A 15,649-nucleotide genomic window follows, 5' to 3' on the forward strand; every position below is an offset into this window, starting at 1 on the left:
GCTATCCCTTGTAGCCCATCAGCAGGCGCGGCAGCCACAGCGAGAAGGCGGGGACGTAGGTCACGAACATCAGTGCGGCGATCAGCGCGGCGTAGAACGGCAGGATGGTGCGCATGACCGCGCCGACCGAGATGCCGCCGATGGCGCAGCCGACGAACTGTGTGGTGCCGACCGGCGGGGTGTTGAGGCCGAGCGCGCAGTTGATCAGCATCAGCATGCCGAACTGCACCGGGTCCATGCCGGCCTTCATGGCGATCGGCAGGAAGATCGGGGTGCAGATCAGGATCGTCGCCGCCATGTCCATGAAGGTGCCGAGCAGGAACAGGATGATGTTGATGAGCAGGAAGATCATCCAGGGCTGCGACGAGACCTTGCTCATCAGGTCGCCGGCGAAATCGGCCACCTCGTAGAGCCCCATCAGGTACTGGAACATGGTGGAGACGCCGATCAGCAGCAGCACCACGCCGGTCGTCTTGACCGCCTTGGCCGCGGCCCGCAGGAAGTTCGGCAAGGTCATGGTGCGGTAGATGAAGAACGTCAGCATGATCGTGTAGGTGACCGCGACCGCCGCCGATTCGGTGGCCGTGAACACGCCGGACAGGATGCCCGCCAGGATGATGCCGACGATCAGAAGGCCGGGCAGCGCCGCCGCGAACGAGCGGGCCACCTCCGCCCAGCCGGGAAACTTGCCGGCGGGATAGCCGCGCTTCACGGCGACCGCGTAGGCCGCGACCAGCATGCAGATCATCAGCACCAGCGCCGGCAGCAGGCCTGCGGCAATCAGCGCGCCGATCGACACCTTGCCGCCGGCGGCCAGCGCATAGATGATCATGTTGTGACTGGTCGGCATCAAGGCTCCGACCAGCGAGGCGTGGGTGGTGACGTTGACGGCGTAGTCGGTGTCGAACCCTTCCTTCTTCATCATCGGGATCATCACCGCGCCCATCGCCGAGACGTCGGCGACGGGAGAACCGGAGACGCCGCCGAACAGCGTGCAGGCGACGACGTTCGACATGCCGAGCCCGCCGCGGATGTGGCCGACCAGGTTCTTGGCGAGCTGCACGATCTTGTCGGCGACGCCGCCATGCAGCATCAGCTCGCCGCTGAAGACGAAGAACGGGATGGCGAGGAACGAGAAGATGTTCATCCCCGACATCATCTGCTGGAAGATCACCGCGACCGGCAGGCCTTCATAGAGAATGGTGCAGATGGCGGAGAGGCCGATCGCGAAGGCGACGGGGACGCCGAGGACCAGGAAGCCGAAGAAGGTGGCGCCGAGAATGATCAGTTCCATGAGGGGACGACCTCTTCACCGCGCAGGAGAGCGATGATGTGCTCGATTGAAAAGGAGACGATCAGCACCCCGGAGGCGACCAGCGGGATGTAGCGGACGACTTCGGGCAGGCCGAGATTGGGGATCTTCACGGTGCCGACGGAGGCGCCGAGGATCCAGCCGTTGTAGGCCATCGCCAGGCCGAACAAGGCGACCAGCACATGAATGACGAGCTCGATCTTCTCGCGCGTCGAGTCCGGCAGCATCACCAGAAGACTGTCCATGCCGATATGTCCGGCATCGCGAACGCCGACGGCGGCGCCGATCAGGGTGACGTAGAGGATCAGGACCAGTGCCAGGTTCTCGGTCCAGGTCGGGCTGGAGTTGAGCACGTAGCGTCCGAACACCTGGTAGAACACGATGGTGACGATGACGAGCAGGCCGGTGACGGACAGATACATGCCCAGCCGCGCGATGATGGCGTTGATCCGCGTCAGCGGGCCGCGCGACGGGCGCCCCTCCGGCGTCTCGTGGTCTGCGACATGTGGGTCCGTCATTCCTGCCCCTCCCCGTGCCGATGTCCGGTGCCGCCGTGCGGCGACACCGGATCCGGCCACTCTGTTGTCAGTTGGCGTCTGTTACTTCGTGTCCTGGATGCGCTTGACGAGGCTCGAAAGCTTCTCGTCGCCGGCGAACTTCTGGTACACCGGCTTCATCGCGTCGACGAACTCCTGCTTGTTGGCGATCGTCACGACCTGGGCGCCGGCGGCCTCGACGGCCTTGCGGGCGGTCTGCTCGCGCTCGTCCCAGAGCTTGCGCATGACCGGCACGGAGTCCTTAGCCGCCTTGCGGACCAGCGCCTGGTCCTCCTTGCTCAACGTATCCCAGACCTTCTTGGACATGACGAGGACTTCGGGCGCCAGCGAGTGCTCGGTGATGTTGTAGAACTTGGCGGCCTCGAAATGGCGGGAGGACTCGTAGGACGGCCAGTTGTTCTCGGCGGCGTCGACCAGGCCGGTCTTGAGCGCGGTGTAGACCTCGCCATACGGCATCGGCGTCGGGTTGGCGCCGAGGCTCTGGATCATGCCGACCCAGAGGTCGGACTGCTGGACGCGGATCTTCAGGCCCTTGACGTCCGCGAACGACTTGATCGGCGCCTTGACCGTGTAGATCGAGCGCGCGCCGCTGTCATAATAAGCGAGGCCGACCAGGCCGGCGGGCTCCATGGCGGCGAGGATCTCGTCGCCGATCGGCCCGTCCAGGACGTTGCGCATATGCTGCGTGTCGCGGAACACGAAGGGCAGGCACAGCGCGACGGTCTCGGGCACGAAATTGTTGAGCGGCGAGGAGTTGATGCGCATCATGTCGAGCGCGCCGATCTTGAGCTGCTCGATGGTGTCCTTCTCGGAGCCGAGGGCGCCGTTCGGAAACACCTTGACGCCGAGCTTGCCGCCGCTCGCCGCGGCGAGCTCCTTGCCCATGAACTTGACGGCTTCGACGGTCGGATAATCGGCGGGGTGCACGTCGGCGGAGCGGAAATCGCGCGCGCTCGCCAAGGGCGCCGAGACCGCCAGCACAGCGGCTGCGATGATACCTGTGAGTGTCTTCATCTGGGCTTCCTCCTGAGTTGATTATGTCTTCGTTGGGCAGATGCCGTGGGCCGTCTTGGGTCGCTCCACTGCAGATGCGAAGTCAAGCGCCAATCTCGTGCCTAGGGCGGGCGGCATTCTCTGTCAAAGCCAATTGCCGTATCGATCAATGCTAGAGTTGCATCGATCCAGGGGACGCGATTTGCTGCGATGCAAACAGAGGCCGGCCGCCCTCACCGGCACCATGACGCGGCGATGATAGGCCTCGCAAGATGTTCGAGACATCGGACAGGTCGGGAAGTGCCATTCCCGCGGAAGTTGATCGATATCTCGGCTCGCTTGAAATGACGTGCCGATGAGGCTTTCGCTGGTGACCGCCGCCAGATCGGCATCGTCGCGCGGTCGTATGTGATGTAGCCAGCTAACGGCGCACCGCGCCGCTCTTGCGCTGACGCGCCAACACGAGAAACTCGGCCTTGATGCGGGCGAACAGCCCTGGCGGGATGAAGCCGTAGCTGAATGTTGCGGGCTTGCCCGGAATCGGCGTCACTCCGGCATTTGGCCATTCATCGACGTTGTATTCGGAGACGATGACCCAGCTTGGGGCATTGTCGAGCCCGATCGCCTGCTTGACCTTGGACGGAATTTCGATGCCGACCGTCGTGTCGTCCGGGGGCGTGTGTGTGATCGGAAGCAGCACCACGTAGCGGGGCGTCGTCAGGCTGTCGGTCGCGGCGACAAGGCAGGTGGGGCGGTCCTTGCCCTGGTGGCGTCCTTGAGCTGCCTCGCGCGACCAGAGATAATCGTAGCGCACGACGAGGCCCGGCTTAGGCTCGGGGAATGCCATGCGACGATGTCACTTGAGCAAGTCGTCAAGCGACGCGTGTTCCGGGTCCATCTCGGACCGCTCGACCGCATTGATGACCACGGCTGCGGCGTCCATCGTCCGACGGCTGCGTTGAGCCGCGGCAACCAGCCAGTCATAGTGCTCTGCCGACATCAGGACGAACTCGCGCCGCCCATGTCGCGTGATCTCGACGGGTTCCCGTTGTGCTTGATGCTGGAATTCGCCGAACTTGCGCTGGAATTCGAGGGCCGAGGTTTGGACCATGAGCAGGACCTCCTAAGGGTGTCCAGATTATACGTATAATACGTAAATGATCAATCTCCCGTTCCGCCAGCTCGTTCTACTTCCCGTCTCGACGGGCCCTCGGACTAACCGGCGACACGATGGCCGCCCGCGCGGGATGAAGCGCGCAAGCCGCGCGGCCGTCGGCGTGGCTCTCAGGTCGGGGCACCGATCAATAGCCATCGATCGGCTTCGCGACGGCTATCGGCGGAGGCGTTGCGAGGTTGCGTACCTATTGCACGTTCGGGACAGATCCCGACGGATGCCCCCCCCCGCGCGTCGGTCTGAGGACTGGCCACGAGGTGTCGTCTTTGCGGGCGTTCATGGAAACGCGTCGCATCGCTGCTTGGCATCATAGTGATGAAGCAACAGGTAGTCGTCCCAGCCCGATTGACCCTGACAGGTGACGATCGACGAAGCAGACAAGAGTTGCCCCAGCGCGCCCGCTCCTGAGAGTCGTTCACTCAGGAGATGCCAGAGAAACTTTGGACAACCGGTCTCGAACGCCAGATTGAGATAGGCATGTTGGTCGAATCCGTCGTTGTGCCAGAAGCGACTTATCAGCCGGCTTTCGACCGATAGCCGCTCGCATTCCGAAATCAATGCGGGAATATCGAGCTCGGGCGATCGATGTGGATGGACCTGGAGACAAAGCTCCGTCATCGGGGTGCTTCTCCCTTGCGCTTTTGCAGATAGCCCCAGGCCTGCTCCGGATCATCGTCGCAGTATTCGCTGGTGTCGATCGAGCAGGCGACCCTGCCCCGCATTTCCAGCGACGCCGACCTCGTCGCCGAGCCTTGCAAGCTGTCCGTCAGGGGTGCGCAACTGGTTTGTTCTTTCTTTGTGAGCCGTCTGAGTCGTCGCTGCGATAGGGATAAACGGTGATGCCGATGTTCGCGCCGAGCCTGGCGATCCGGAGCAGCAGGTCGGCGGGGATCGTGGTGTCGAGCGCGCGGAATTTGCAGCCGCCCTCGAAGCCGTAGGAGAAGGTGCGTGACGTGCAGCCGTTCCAGAGCTCGGTTGCGGTCGAGGGCAATGACTCGACCAAGGTCAGGAATTGCTGCGTGCATCTGATCGGATCGGGCGCCTCCGTGCCATTCGTCTCCAGCACCAGCAGAAACTGCTGCTCGTGTTGCTGATGATGCAGCACATAGACGCTCTGATCGAGATGCGCGATCAGCGCAGTGAAGTCGGCAGGCGATCTCAGGACAAGATCAAGATTGAGGAAGTGGGACAATGCGGCCATGCGTGTTCACGTGGGTCGTGGCGCGGCCGTCGCGCAGCGTGGTTTGCGGATGATCATCATCGAAGCCCCCAGACGGCGTCGAGTCCGTCGAACAGCTGTTGCTCGACCGGGCCTGCCGCCGCGCCGAGCATCACGCGCACGCCTTTCAGATAGCAGCGAATCGTGTCCCGCTGCGTCCCCGAGAAGCCGTCCCAGAACGCCACCCAGTCCGGCCGGTCGGTGCGGCGCTTTCGCCCCGCCGGCAGCAGCAGTTCGAGCGCCCAATCGACGTAGCCGGTGTCGTGCAGCACGCCGACGAGCAGCGATGGCAAGGAGTAGCGGAGCGCATCGGGATGCAGATAGGACAAGACGGACACCGGCGGGCCGATCATCTGCCAGTCGTGGAGCGTGACGTCGACCCAGCGTCGCTGCGCCAGCCGCCGGCCGAGCTCATCGGGAATGTCGCCGGCGGGTCGGCCGGCGCCGCGCCAGAACGTCGTGGGCAGCGGCTCGGCCGGAAAGCTGGCCCGCAGCAGGGCGGACAGCTCCGCGATGGTGGTCTCTGGCGCCGGCTGCTGTGTCATGGGCTGCGAAACGGCCTCGAATTCATCCTGCTTGAAAAGCCTACACCCGGCCGATACACAACATCATACCGGACAGCCGAAAATCCGAGCCATTCTGGTGCTTCGGGGCCGGCGCTTCTCGACATGACGCTGGTTGTCCATTTGCCGAATCGTTACCACTTCGGGCGTAATGCGCCCGGCGCTCGCATCCCGCGCTGCTTTCGCCGCCGATTTCAATGTCGACCAGGATTCTGAACCCGATGACCGTCCGCCTGCACCGTGGCGACCTGCCCGATCTCTCCCGCTACACCTCGTCGGTTGCGATCGACACCGAGACCATGGGGCTCAATCCGCACCGCGACCGGCTGTGCGTGGTGCAGCTGTCGCCCGGCGACGGTTCGGCCGACGTGGTGCAGATCCCGAAGGGGCACACCGACGCGCCGAACCTGAAGGCGCTGCTCGGCAATCCTGATGTCACCAAGATCTTCCACTTCGCGCGTTTCGACGTCGCGACGCTGTTTCATACCTTCGGCGTGATGCCGCAGCCGGTCTACTGCACCAAGATCGCCTCGCGCCTGGCGCGCACCTATACTGACCGCCACGGCCTCAAGGATCTCGTGCGCGAGCTGCTCAATGTCGATCTCTCCAAGCAGCAGCAGTCGAGCGACTGGGGCGCCGACGCCTTGAGCGAGCCGCAGCTCGCCTACGCCGCCTCCGATGTGCTGCATCTGCATGCGCTGCGCGAGAAGCTCGACGTGATGCTGGCGCGCGAGGGCCGGCTGGCGCTGGCGCAGGCCTGCTTCGCGTTCCTGCCGCACCGGGCGACCCTCGATCTGGGCGGATTCGAGGCCGAGGACATTTTTGCGCATTCGTGAGGCGCACCGGCGGCCGGCCGTTCACGATCATTAATCTCTCTTAATGATCGCGCGCGCCCTGCGTCGCGATTTCGCGCCAGTTCCAGGCTGCAATGGCGAGGCCGCCCATGGTAGAGTGGTCGCTGTCGTGAGATCCGCCTCGCGTCGCGTCCCTGTCCCGGAGCTCTCGTGAACTCGGTCCATAACCCCGCCTACGAACACGGAATGGAGGCGCGCTTCAGGGTCGCTGCGCGCCACAGCCGCTTCGTGCGTGCGCTGCGGATCGCGGTGCCGGCGGCGGTCGGGCTAGCCATGGCCGGGGTGATCGGGATCGCGCTGCTGAACCCGTTCCACATGAAGGTCGATACCGGGAATCTCACGGGGAACCTCGTCATCTCCGGACGCAAGATCACGATGGAGACGCCGCATCTGACCGGCTTCACGCCGGACCAGCGGCCCTATGATCTCGTCGCCAACAGCGCGGTCCAGGACCTCACCGATCCCGATCACGTCGAGCTCAACATCCTCCGCGCCAAGGTGCTGATGGAGGATCAGTCGACGATGACGCTGAAGGCCAACACCGGCGTGTTCGACACCAAGCAGCAGCAGCTGGAATTGAAGAAGGACATCCTGCTGACGACCTCGACCGGCTATGAGGCGCGGCTCAGCCGGGCCTCGGTCGACATGGCCAAGGGGACCGTCAGCTCGGATGAGCGCGTCGACGTCAAGCTCACCAATGGCACGTTGTCGGCGGACCGGCTGCGCATCATCGACAATGGCGATGTGGTGCGCTTCGAAGGCAACGTCGTGATGAACCTCGACAACATGACTCCCCCGCCGGCCACGACGGCGACCGTCGATCCGGGCCGTCAGGCCCGCAACGTGAAGTGATCTCATGACGACGTGTCGTTTCATTCCCGCGGCGGTGTGCTGCGCCGTCGCAGGTGCGTTGGCGCTGCTCGCGCTGGCCGGTCCGTTGCACGCGCAGAGCGCGACTACGGGCGTGCCGAATGCGCTGCAGGGCTTCTCGCAGAACCGCGACCAGCCGATCCAGATCGAGGCGGCCTCGCTGGAGATGCGCGACAAGAAGAAGGAGGCGACCTTCACCGGCAACGTCAAGGTCGTGCAGGGCGATACCACCATGACCTCGAAGTCGCTGGTCGTGTTCTATGACGGCGGCCCCCAGAGCGGTGCTCAAGGCGGCGCGAAGCCGGCCAAGCCCGCGCAGGCGGCGACGCCGGGGCCGGACGGCAGCTCGGCGATCCGCCGGCTGGAGGCGCGCGGCGACGTCAAGGTGACGCAGAAGGACCAGGTCGTGACCGGCGAGACCGCGGTCTACGACACCAAGACCAACATGATCACGATGCAGGGCGGCGTGGTGCTGACCCAGTGCAAGAACGTGATGCGCGGCGATCGCCTGACGGTCGACATGACCACCGGCGTGTCGCGGGTCGAATCCGACGGCGGCCGCGGCGTCCAGGTGCTGCTGCCGCAGGCAGGTGCGGGCGCGGGAGCAGGCGGCGGCTGCGGAGCGTCACCGACCTCCACCTCTGCGCCCGGGCCGTCGCCCGGCCTCGGCGCACCGCTCTCGCTGGGCGCCAACAAATCGAAGTGACTTCAATTATTTAGCAAAAGGCTGCAGGCGCCCGTTGAACCGCGTCGCACCTGCCTCTATGTAGCGGAACGGGCGGTTCTGTCGCAGACCGGCGCAGCAGGGGCCGTCGACCCGGCGGCACGGCTGCGAAGGACGTATCCCGGACACGATTGCGATCTTGAACTCGGTCGCTGGCCTTGCGACCGCGACTTCGCCGTCAGACGACAAACTCCGGAGCGCGGGTCCGCCGCGCTTTGGTCAGCCTCGCGACCAGCGTGATCCGCGCGGCAGGTGAGATGCGTTCGCTCGCGGTGAGCGGGCGAGCCAGCGCTGCGGTCGGTGACGGGCAGCTTCGAAGGGCGTAAGCGAAGCGGGGATGGTGGATCTACTCGGCATGTTTCGTGGGCGTCCCGCCAAGCGCGGCCAGCGCGGCTCTGCGCGCCGGCGCGACGACATCACGTCCATGGACGACCCGTTCGGCAATTCGTTCAATGATGATCCGCTCGCCGCGCTCGCCGATTCCGTGCGCGACGACACGACGCCGCGGATCAATCCGCGCTCGCCGCAGAACACCGAGCAGATCCAGCGCAAGCGGCCAGCCTCGCAGCCGATGCCCGCCAAGCCGCGCAGCAACGGCAGCGGCGGACCGCAGCTGCTGCGCCGGCCGGGCTTCCTCGCAGTGCATTCGATCGAGAAGAGCTTTGGCAGCCGCCAGGTGGTGCGCGGCGTGTCCATCTATGTCCGCCGCGGCGAGGCCGTCGGCCTGCTCGGGCCGAACGGCGCCGGCAAGACCACCGTGTTCTACATGATCACCGGCCTGATCAAGGCCGACCGCGGCGCCATCGAGCTCGACGGCCACGACGTCACGCGGCTGCCGATGTATCAGCGCGCGCGGCTCGGTATCGGCTACCTGCCGCAGGAGGCTTCGATCTTCCGCGGCCTCACCGTGGAGCAGAACATCCGCGCCGTGCTCGAGGTCGTCGAGCCGTCGCGCAAGAAGCGCGAGCGCGAGCTCGATGCGCTGCTCGAGGAGTTCACCATCACCCGGCTGCGCAAGTCGCCGTCGATCGCGCTGTCGGGTGGCGAGCGGCGCCGCGTCGAGATCGCGCGCGCGCTGGCGACGCGGCCGAACTACATGCTGCTCGACGAGCCGTTCGCGGGCATCGACCCGATCGCGGTCGGCGACATTCAGCAGCTGGTGCGCCATCTCACCAATCGCGGCATCGGCGTGCTGATCACCGACCATAACGTCCGCGAGACGCTCGGCCTCACTGACCGTGCCTACATCGTCTATGCCGGACAGATCTTGACCGAAGGCAGCCCCGAGGAGATCGTCGCCGACCCTGACGTGCGCAGGCTCTATCTCGGCGAGGAATTCCGGCTGTAGGATTGCGGACGCAGTGTTTGTCGGGTTTGTCGCGGCTGTGACAGGCGACGGAGATGCTACGTTTGACGCGATCTGCGAAGGCCTCGCGAAGGCCGGTAATCTCGTCTTCTTCGGCGCGCCATACTCCGTTTTTCTTATTCGTCAAGCCGTGTACATCGCCCGCAGATTAGGATAAGCAAGAATTGGACCAGTAAGGGAATGTTCTTGCTCCCATGGCGTTGACGCAGAGATTAGAATTCCGCCAGTCACAGTCGCTGGTGATGACGCCGCAGCTGATGCAAGCCATCAAGCTGCTGCAGCTGTCCAATCTCGACCTCTCCACGTTCGTTGAAGAAGAGCTGGAGCGCAATCCGCTGCTGGAGCGCGCCAGCGATGGCCCGGAGGCGCCTGTCGCGGGTGAGCAGCAGATGTCCGAGCGCGCCGAATTCCCGGAAGGTGGCGAGGGCGGCGGCGAGGATTTCAGCGACGGCGGCGCCTCGGGCGACAGCTATGAGAGCGCGCCTGAAGACTGGATGAGCCGCGATCTCGGCACCCGTACGGAGATCGAACAGACGCTCGACACCGGGCTCGACAACGTGTTCTCCGAAGAGCCCGCGGAAGCCGCGGCGCGCACTGCGCAGGACGCCATCCCCACGACCTACACCGAATGGGGCGGCGGCGCCTCGGGCGACGAGGACTACAATCTCGAGGCTTTCGTCGCTGCCGAGACGACGCTATCGGATCATCTCGCGGAGCAGGCCGCGGTGGCCTTCACCGCGCCGGCCGACCGCATGATCGGCCAGTATCTGATCGATCTCGTCGATGAGGCCGGCTACCTGCCGGCCGATCTCGGCCAGGCCGCCGAGCGTCTCGGTGCCGAGCAGGCCGATGTCGATGCGGTGCTGGGCGTGCTGCAGACGTTTGATCCGCCCGGCATCTGTGCGCGCAACTTAAGCGAATGCCTGGCGATCCAGCTGCGCGAGCTCGACCGCTACGATCCGGCGATGCAGGCGCTGATCGAGCACCTCGACGTCCTTGCCAAGCGCGATTTCGGCAGCTTGCGCAAGCTGTGCGGCGTCGACGACGAGGATCTCGTCGACATGATCGGCGAGATCCGCCGGCTCGATCCCAAGCCTGGCCTGAAGTTCGGCACCACGCGCACGCAGACCATGGTGCCCGATGTCTATGTGCGTCCGGGTCCCGATGGCGGCTGGCTGGTCGAGCTCAATAGCGACACGCTGCCGCGCGTCCTGGTGAACCAGGTCTATTACTCCGAGCTGTCGAAGACGATCCGCAAGGACGGCGACAAGTCCTACTTCACCGACTGTCTGCAGAACGCGACGTGGCTGGTGCGGGCGCTCGACCAGCGCGCGCGGACGATCCTGAAGGTTGCGACCGAGATCGTGCGCCAGCAGGACGGCTTCTTCACCCATGGTGTCGCGCATCTGCGTCCGCTGAACCTCAAGGCCGTTGCGGATGCGATCCAGATGCACGAATCGACAGTGTCGCGTGTCACCGCCAACAAATACATGGCGACCAATCGCGGCACTTTCGAGTTGAAATATTTCTTCACCGCCTCGATCGCATCGGCCGATGGCGGCGAGGCGCATTCGGCCGAAGCGGTGCGCCACCACATCAAGCAGCTGATCGATGCGGAAGATCCCTCCGCAATTCTCTCCGACGACACGATCGTGGAGAAGCTGCGCGCGGCCGGCATCGACATCGCCCGCCGCACGGTCGCGAAATACCGGGAAGCGATGCGGATACCGTCCTCGGTGCAGCGCCGCCGCGACAAGCAGAGCATGCTGGCGCACGCGATGTCGTCGCCCACCAGCGCCGACCGCACCCGGGATACCGCGTCAGTTTGACCGCACCTCAAGATTGCGCCTTAACCAAATAGGCTTAGTGTCATCTCCGGTTCACATGAATCGAGGCGACACATGACCCTGCGGATTTCCGGAAAAAGCATCAGCGTCAGCGAAGCGCTGCGTGGGCGCGTCAGCGAGCGCACCGACGAGGTCTTACGCAAATATTTCGACGGCAACTATTCCGGCCATGTCACGCTCTCCAAGGACGGCTTCGGGTTCAAGACCGATTGCGCACTGCACCTTGATTCGGGCATCACCCTGGAAGCCGAATCGAACGCGCCGGACGCCTATGCCAGCGCCGACCAGGCGCTGCTGATGATCGAGAAGCGGCTCCGCCGCTACAAGAGCCGGCTGAAGGACCGTTCGGCGCGCAAATCCCATGCGGCCAATGCCGCGCTCGCCGGCTTCGATGGGGCGGTGCTGGATGCACCGAGCTATGTGATCGAGGCGCCGGCCGAAGGCGACGAGGAACTCACCGGCTACAACCCCGTCATCATCGCCGAGAACACGACCGCGCTGAAGCGCCTGTCGGTGTCCGAAGCGGTGCTCGAGCTGGATCTTTCCGGGGCGCCCTGCATGGTTTTCCAGCACGGCTCCAGCGGCCGGGTGAACATCATCTATCGCCGCGCCGACGGCAATATCGGCTGGGTCGATCCGCCGGCGGTGAAGCCGTAGTTGCCCGGGGAGAGGTTCCGGCTGGCTGCCGGCGTCCAGGAAAAGGGTTCCTGATCAGGCGGTTGGCCTGATCATTGCGACGTCACGCCACGGCAATACAGCGATGCGATGAAGGACCCGGGGCGTTGGCGCCTTCAGGCTGCCATGCTCCGACGATCTTAAGGATAGGCAGCGGGAACATGCTTGCGGGAGTTGGCACGGCCGTTGCGTTGGGGTAGAAGCCCCTCGCATCGGACACGGGTTAAGCCCGCCTGCCGCCTCAGCTTCTTGACGCCGGTCTGTCCCGACCTATTTCGCACCCTGACGGTTCAATCACCTCGGAACGCCCAATGCCGATTACCGATCTGGTCGCACCCGAGGCGATCCTTCCCGCTTTGAAGGTCATCAGTAAGAAGCAGGCGCTGCAGGAGCTTGCGGCGCGTGCCGCCGCGCTGACCGGACAGAACGAGCGCAACGTGTTCGAGGTCCTGCTGCAGCGGGAGAAGCTCGGCACGACCGCCGTCGGCTACGGTGTGGCCATTCCCCACGGCAAGCTGCCGAAGCTGGAGAAGCTGTTCGGCCTGTTCGCCCGGCTGGAGCGGCCGATCGATTTCGAGGCCATGGACGGCCAGCCGGTCGATCTGGTGTTCCTGCTGCTCGCTCCGGAAGGCGCTGGTGCGGACCATCTGAAGGCTCTGGCGCGAATCGCCCGCCTGCTGCGCGACCAGGACGTCGCCAAGAAGCTGCGCGCCTCGCGCGACGCCCAGGCGATCTATTCGGTGCTGGCGCTGCCGCCGGCGTCTGCGGCCTGAGCCGGCAAAGCCCGTCCTCTTTCGTCTACCGCACCGGCCTGACCATGTAGCGCACGGTCTTGGCGCCGCCATGGATGCTGGCGGCCTCGAGCGCCGTGAAGCCGAGCGCCGCATGGAACGCGTCGGATTGCGGATTGGGCGGGTCGAGATTGACCTCGCAGACGACGCGTTCGTAGCCTGCCGCCGTGGCCTCTCGAATCAGCTGCTCATAGAGCCGGCGCGCCAGGCCCCGGCCGCGCGCCGACGGCGCCACCACGATGCGGTCGACATAGACGAAGCGATCGTAGCGGGCGCGGAACCAGCGATGATTCGGATTGTCGTACGCGGCGCGCTCGTCCAGCGTGATCATCAGTGCGTCGGCATGGCCGATCCGCCATGCCTTCCAGGCCAGACCGACGAGATTGGCGAAGCCCTCGGCGGTCAGCAGAGACAGCTCGCTGGCGTGGGCGTTGTTGAGGTCGAGCAGGGCCGTCAACAGAGAACGGTCGCCGGTCAGCTCGGCAGGCGTCAGCTCGATCACATGCACGCATCCCCTCGAAAAAAGCCGACCCTCTTTCGAGGGCCGGCCCGCGTACTACACGATGTTCATCAGCTTGGCATCTTTCAGCCCGGCAAACGCATGTCGGGCGACGACGCCGTGGTGCGTGACCGCTGCCTCAGTGCACGCTGACGGCCTGGAGCTCCTGGCTCCATGCGTTGGCGATCGCCGCCTCGCGGCTGTCGGTGAGCATGATCGGCGTGCCGTCGGCGGCATGCAGAGCGAACAGCTTCAATCCCGGCGCGATGCGCGGTGCCTGCGGAAACAGGCCCGGCACGTCCTCGGAGCGGATCTGCTTCACATAGGCGATGTGACCTTCGCCCAAGGTCGCCAGCGACTCCAGGGAGACGCTGGATTCAAACGCAACATTACCCTCAGTCATGGTCTCGACTCCTTCTGAGACTCAAGCGGTCGAGTCCGCTACTCGTTCCATTCAATCCATTATTCGTGTTCATTGATCGCTATTGTCTTAACGATCCGCTCAGGCTCCGGCCTGGCCAGATCGACCGACAACAACCCGTTCTTCAGATCCGCACCGAGCACATGCATGCCCTCCGCCAGCACGAAGGTGCGCTGGAAGTGGCGCGCGGCGATGCCGCGATGAATGTATTGCCGGGTCTTGTCGTCCTGCTGACGTCCGCGGATGACGAGCTGGTTTTCCTCAATGGTGACATCGAGTTGGTCACGGGTGAAACCCGCCACCGCCAGCGTGATCCGGAGACGTTCGGGCTGGCCATTGGTGCGTTCGAACCGCTCGATATTGTACGGCGGATATCCGTCGGCACCTTTGACGACGCGGTCGAGCACACGCTCGATCTCGTCGAAGCCCAAAAGGAACGGGCTGGAGAGCGAAGGAACACGAGACATGGTTTACAAAGTCCTCTCGAAGCGACTTTGACGTTTCAGGGCCCTGACGGCACCCCTTGAGCAGCAATATGGGCACGATGCGAGACGCGTTCAAGCACCCCGTTCGGCCGGAACACCCCGTCTGTGGAAGGGCTTAAACCGACAGCCTTTGCCGGCCGTCCGCCGAGAACAGATGCAGCTTGGCGCGCGCGGCGACCGCCCGGATCCGGGTGCCGATCTGCGGGGACGCGACGCCCGGCAGCCGTACGATGACGTCGTTGGCGGTGGCGCTGAGGCTGTCGGTGTGGCCCACGTCCTGGCGGGCGCCATAGACGTAGGTCTCGGCACCGACGTGCTCGATCGCATCGACCCGGAGGTCGAGACCGATCCCGCCGGCCGGCACTGTGTCTCCGAGCTCGAAATCCTCGGGCCGGATGCCGAGCTGGCCGGCCGCCGCGGGAACCGCGTCCGCGCCCAGCAGCTGCGCGCGAACCCCTTCGATCGGCATCAGGTTCATCGGCGGGGCGCCGATGAAGGATGCCACGAAGGTCGTTGCCGGCTTCTGGTAGATCTCGAGCGGATTGCCGATCTGCTCGACCCTGCCGCCGTTCATCACCACGAGAATGTCGGCCAGCGTCATCGCCTCGAGCTGATCGTGCGTGACGTAGATCGCCGTGGTGTTGAGGCGGCGCTGCAGCTTGCGGATCTCGACCCGCATCGCGATGCGCAGCTTGGCGTCGAGGTTGGACAGTGGCTCGTCGAACAGGAACACCTTCGGCTGGCGGACGATGGCGCGGCCCATCGCGACGCGCTGGCGCTGGCCGCCGGAGAGCTGGCGGGGCTTTCGCTCCAGCATGGTGCCGAGCTCGAGGATGCGTGCCGCGTCCTCGACGCGCGTCTTGATCTCGCTCTCCGGGATGCGCCGGTTGCGCAGACCGTAGGCCATGTTGTTGTAGACGCTCATATGCGGATAGAGCGCGTAGTTCTGGAACACCATCGCGATGTCGCGCTCCGCCGGCTCGATCGCGTTGACGATACGGCCGCCGATGTCGATCTCCCCCGAGGAGATCGTCTCAAGCCCCGCGACCATGCGCAGCAGCGTGGACTTGCCGCAGCCGGAGGGACCGACGAGCACGCAGAACTGGCCGTCTCCGACCTCGATATCGATGCCTTTGATGGCCTCGAAGCCGCCGGGATAGACCTTGCGGACGTTGCGGAGGGTGACGTTGGCCATGCGTGGTTACCGGTGATGCGTGACGAGCGAGTGGTTGCTGGCGAATGGCGAATAGGGAGTAGCGAATAGGGAAGGAGAGCGTGGACGTGCAGGCGACATCGCGA

At 64.8% G+C, this 15,649-nt stretch carries 19 protein-coding genes; 7 read left to right on the forward strand and 12 right to left on the reverse strand.

The genetic code is table 11. The features are described 5' to 3' along the window. Window position 1: 1 nt before the first annotated feature. The 8 genes from QQL87_RS12980 to QQL87_RS13015 all read right to left on the reverse strand — a co-directional run bounded on the left by QQL87_RS12980 (window position 2) and on the right by QQL87_RS13015 (window position 5,800). A complete protein-coding gene (locus QQL87_RS12980) occupies window positions 2-1,294 on the reverse strand; it encodes a TRAP transporter large permease (RefSeq protein WP_284418536.1) in 1,293 nt (430 codons plus the stop codon). Continuing rightward, the gene (locus QQL87_RS12985) at window positions 1,285-1,830 is read right to left on the reverse strand and encodes a TRAP transporter small permease (protein ID WP_284418537.1); all 546 of its coding nucleotides are present in this window, start codon (window positions 1,828-1,830) and stop codon (window positions 1,285-1,287) included. Before QQL87_RS12985 ends, QQL87_RS12980 begins: the two co-directional genes overlap by 10 nt. Window positions 1,831-1,911: 81 nt before the next feature. Continuing rightward, complete coding sequence (locus QQL87_RS12990; RefSeq protein WP_284418538.1) at window positions 1,912-2,883, reverse strand: TRAP transporter substrate-binding protein; 972 nt, start codon at window positions 2,881-2,883, stop codon at window positions 1,912-1,914. Window positions 2,884-3,283: 400 nt separating this feature from the next. Next, entirely contained in the window at window positions 3,284-3,709 is a 426-nt protein-coding gene (locus QQL87_RS12995) for a hypothetical protein (protein ID WP_284418539.1), read from the reverse strand. Between the two features lie 9 nt (window positions 3,710-3,718). Continuing rightward, the gene (locus QQL87_RS13000) at window positions 3,719-3,973 is read right to left on the reverse strand and encodes a type II toxin-antitoxin system prevent-host-death family antitoxin (RefSeq protein WP_284418541.1); all 255 of its coding nucleotides are present in this window, start codon (window positions 3,971-3,973) and stop codon (window positions 3,719-3,721) included. A 339-nt stretch (window positions 3,974-4,312) separates the two neighbouring features. After that, window positions 4,313-4,654 carry a hypothetical protein gene (locus tag QQL87_RS13005; RefSeq protein WP_284418542.1) on the reverse strand — a complete coding sequence of 114 codons (342 nt, stop codon included), beginning with the start codon at window positions 4,652-4,654 and terminating at the stop codon, window positions 4,313-4,315. A gap of 148 nt (window positions 4,655-4,802) precedes the next feature. Beyond that, a complete protein-coding gene (locus tag QQL87_RS13010) occupies window positions 4,803-5,237 on the reverse strand; it encodes a hypothetical protein (RefSeq protein ID WP_284418543.1) in 435 nt (144 codons plus the stop codon). A gap of 56 nt (window positions 5,238-5,293) precedes the next feature. Then, complete coding sequence (locus QQL87_RS13015) at window positions 5,294-5,800, reverse strand: hypothetical protein (protein ID WP_284418544.1); 507 nt, start codon at window positions 5,798-5,800, stop codon at window positions 5,294-5,296. A gap of 239 nt (window positions 5,801-6,039) precedes the next feature. On the opposite strand from QQL87_RS13015, the gene QQL87_RS13020 reads away from it, so the two are divergent. The 7 genes from QQL87_RS13020 to ptsN all read left to right on the forward strand — a co-directional run bounded on the left by QQL87_RS13020 (window position 6,040) and on the right by ptsN (window position 12,927). Continuing rightward, window positions 6,040-6,654 carry a ribonuclease D gene (locus QQL87_RS13020; RefSeq protein WP_284418545.1) on the forward strand — a complete coding sequence of 205 codons (615 nt, stop codon included), beginning with the start codon at window positions 6,040-6,042 and terminating at the stop codon, window positions 6,652-6,654. 168 nt (window positions 6,655-6,822) lie between these two features. Further along, the gene (gene lptC, locus QQL87_RS13025) at window positions 6,823-7,524 is read left to right on the forward strand and encodes an LPS export ABC transporter periplasmic protein LptC (protein ID WP_284418547.1); all 702 of its coding nucleotides are present in this window, start codon (window positions 6,823-6,825) and stop codon (window positions 7,522-7,524) included. 4 nt (window positions 7,525-7,528) lie between these two features. Then, window positions 7,529-8,248: an LptA/OstA family protein gene (locus QQL87_RS13030; protein WP_284418548.1), complete on the forward strand. Its 720-nt coding sequence runs from the start codon at window positions 7,529-7,531 to the stop codon at window positions 8,246-8,248. 355 nt (window positions 8,249-8,603) lie between these two features. Continuing rightward, window positions 8,604-9,614 carry an LPS export ABC transporter ATP-binding protein gene (gene lptB / locus QQL87_RS13035; RefSeq protein WP_284418549.1) on the forward strand — a complete coding sequence of 337 codons (1,011 nt, stop codon included), beginning with the start codon at window positions 8,604-8,606 and terminating at the stop codon, window positions 9,612-9,614. Window positions 9,615-9,826: 212 nt separating this feature from the next. Continuing rightward, window positions 9,827-11,461: an RNA polymerase factor sigma-54 gene (rpoN, locus tag QQL87_RS13040; RefSeq protein ID WP_284418550.1), complete on the forward strand. Its 1,635-nt coding sequence runs from the start codon at window positions 9,827-9,829 to the stop codon at window positions 11,459-11,461. Window positions 11,462-11,533: 72 nt separating this feature from the next. After that, window positions 11,534-12,136 (forward strand): ribosome hibernation-promoting factor, HPF/YfiA family, encoded by a 603-nt coding sequence (gene hpf, locus QQL87_RS13045; protein ID WP_284418552.1) that lies wholly within the window; start codon window positions 11,534-11,536, stop codon window positions 12,134-12,136. 329 nt (window positions 12,137-12,465) lie between these two features. Beyond that, entirely contained in the window at window positions 12,466-12,927 is a 462-nt protein-coding gene (gene ptsN, locus QQL87_RS13050; protein WP_008962742.1) for a PTS IIA-like nitrogen regulatory protein PtsN, read from the forward strand. A gap of 25 nt (window positions 12,928-12,952) precedes the next feature. Here ptsN and QQL87_RS13055 read toward each other — a convergent pair whose 3' ends face one another. The 4 genes from QQL87_RS13055 to QQL87_RS13070 form a co-directional block, all read right to left on the reverse strand. Next, window positions 12,953-13,453: a GNAT family N-acetyltransferase gene (locus tag QQL87_RS13055; protein WP_284418554.1), complete on the reverse strand. Its 501-nt coding sequence runs from the start codon at window positions 13,451-13,453 to the stop codon at window positions 12,953-12,955. Window positions 13,454-13,583: 130 nt separating this feature from the next. Beyond that, a complete protein-coding gene (locus QQL87_RS13060) occupies window positions 13,584-13,847 on the reverse strand; it encodes a BQ00720 family protein (protein ID WP_284418555.1) in 264 nt (87 codons plus the stop codon). Window positions 13,848-13,906: 59 nt separating this feature from the next. Then, on the reverse strand, window positions 13,907-14,332 hold the full coding sequence (locus QQL87_RS13065; RefSeq protein ID WP_006613108.1) for an Hsp20 family protein: 426 nt from the start codon (window positions 14,330-14,332) through the stop codon (window positions 13,907-13,909). Between the two features lie 133 nt (window positions 14,333-14,465). Continuing rightward, window positions 14,466-15,545, reverse strand: coding sequence for a sn-glycerol-3-phosphate import ATP-binding protein UgpC (locus QQL87_RS13070; protein WP_284418557.1), 1,080 nt, complete (start codon window positions 15,543-15,545; stop codon window positions 14,466-14,468). Between the last annotated feature and the right edge of the window lie 104 nt (window positions 15,546-15,649).

It is taken from the genome of Bradyrhizobium sp. SSBR45G (assembly GCF_030159255.1).
Classification (GTDB): Bacteria; Pseudomonadota; Alphaproteobacteria; order Rhizobiales; family Xanthobacteraceae; genus Bradyrhizobium.

What these genes read in the sequence shown, in the direction of transcription:
- QQL87_RS12980 (WP_284418536.1), bottom strand. Translation starts at nt 1,294, where the DNA reads ATGGAACTGATCATTCTCGGCGCCACCTTCTTCGGCTTCCTGGTCCTC.
- QQL87_RS12985 (WP_284418537.1), bottom strand. Translation starts at nt 1,830, where the DNA reads ATGACGGACCCACATGTCGCAGACCACGAGACGCCGGAGGGGCGCCCG.
- QQL87_RS12990 (WP_284418538.1), bottom strand. Translation starts at nt 2,883, where the DNA reads ATGAAGACACTCACAGGTATCATCGCAGCCGCTGTGCTGGCGGTCTCG.
- QQL87_RS12995 (WP_284418539.1), bottom strand. Translation starts at nt 3,709, where the DNA reads ATGGCATTCCCCGAGCCTAAGCCGGGCCTCGTCGTGCGCTACGATTAT.
- QQL87_RS13000 (WP_284418541.1), bottom strand. Translation starts at nt 3,973, where the DNA reads ATGGTCCAAACCTCGGCCCTCGAATTCCAGCGCAAGTTCGGCGAATTC.
- QQL87_RS13005 (WP_284418542.1), bottom strand. Translation starts at nt 4,654, where the DNA reads ATGACGGAGCTTTGTCTCCAGGTCCATCCACATCGATCGCCCGAGCTC.
- QQL87_RS13010 (WP_284418543.1), bottom strand. Translation starts at nt 5,237, where the DNA reads ATGGCCGCATTGTCCCACTTCCTCAATCTTGATCTTGTCCTGAGATCG.
- QQL87_RS13015 (WP_284418544.1), bottom strand. Translation starts at nt 5,800, where the DNA reads ATGACACAGCAGCCGGCGCCAGAGACCACCATCGCGGAGCTGTCCGCC.
- QQL87_RS13020 (WP_284418545.1), top strand. Translation starts at nt 6,040, where the DNA reads ATGACCGTCCGCCTGCACCGTGGCGACCTGCCCGATCTCTCCCGCTAC.
- QQL87_RS13030 (WP_284418548.1), top strand. Translation starts at nt 7,529, where the DNA reads ATGACGACGTGTCGTTTCATTCCCGCGGCGGTGTGCTGCGCCGTCGCA.
- lptB (WP_284418549.1), top strand. Translation starts at nt 8,604, where the DNA reads ATGGTGGATCTACTCGGCATGTTTCGTGGGCGTCCCGCCAAGCGCGGC.
- rpoN (WP_284418550.1), top strand. Translation starts at nt 9,827, where the DNA reads ATGGCGTTGACGCAGAGATTAGAATTCCGCCAGTCACAGTCGCTGGTG.
- hpf (WP_284418552.1), top strand. Translation starts at nt 11,534, where the DNA reads ATGACCCTGCGGATTTCCGGAAAAAGCATCAGCGTCAGCGAAGCGCTG.
- ptsN (WP_008962742.1), top strand. Translation starts at nt 12,466, where the DNA reads ATGCCGATTACCGATCTGGTCGCACCCGAGGCGATCCTTCCCGCTTTG.
- QQL87_RS13060 (WP_284418555.1), bottom strand. Translation starts at nt 13,847, where the DNA reads ATGACTGAGGGTAATGTTGCGTTTGAATCCAGCGTCTCCCTGGAGTCG.
- QQL87_RS13065 (WP_006613108.1), bottom strand. Translation starts at nt 14,332, where the DNA reads ATGTCTCGTGTTCCTTCGCTCTCCAGCCCGTTCCTTTTGGGCTTCGAC.
- QQL87_RS13070 (WP_284418557.1), bottom strand. Translation starts at nt 15,545, where the DNA reads ATGGCCAACGTCACCCTCCGCAACGTCCGCAAGGTCTATCCCGGCGGC.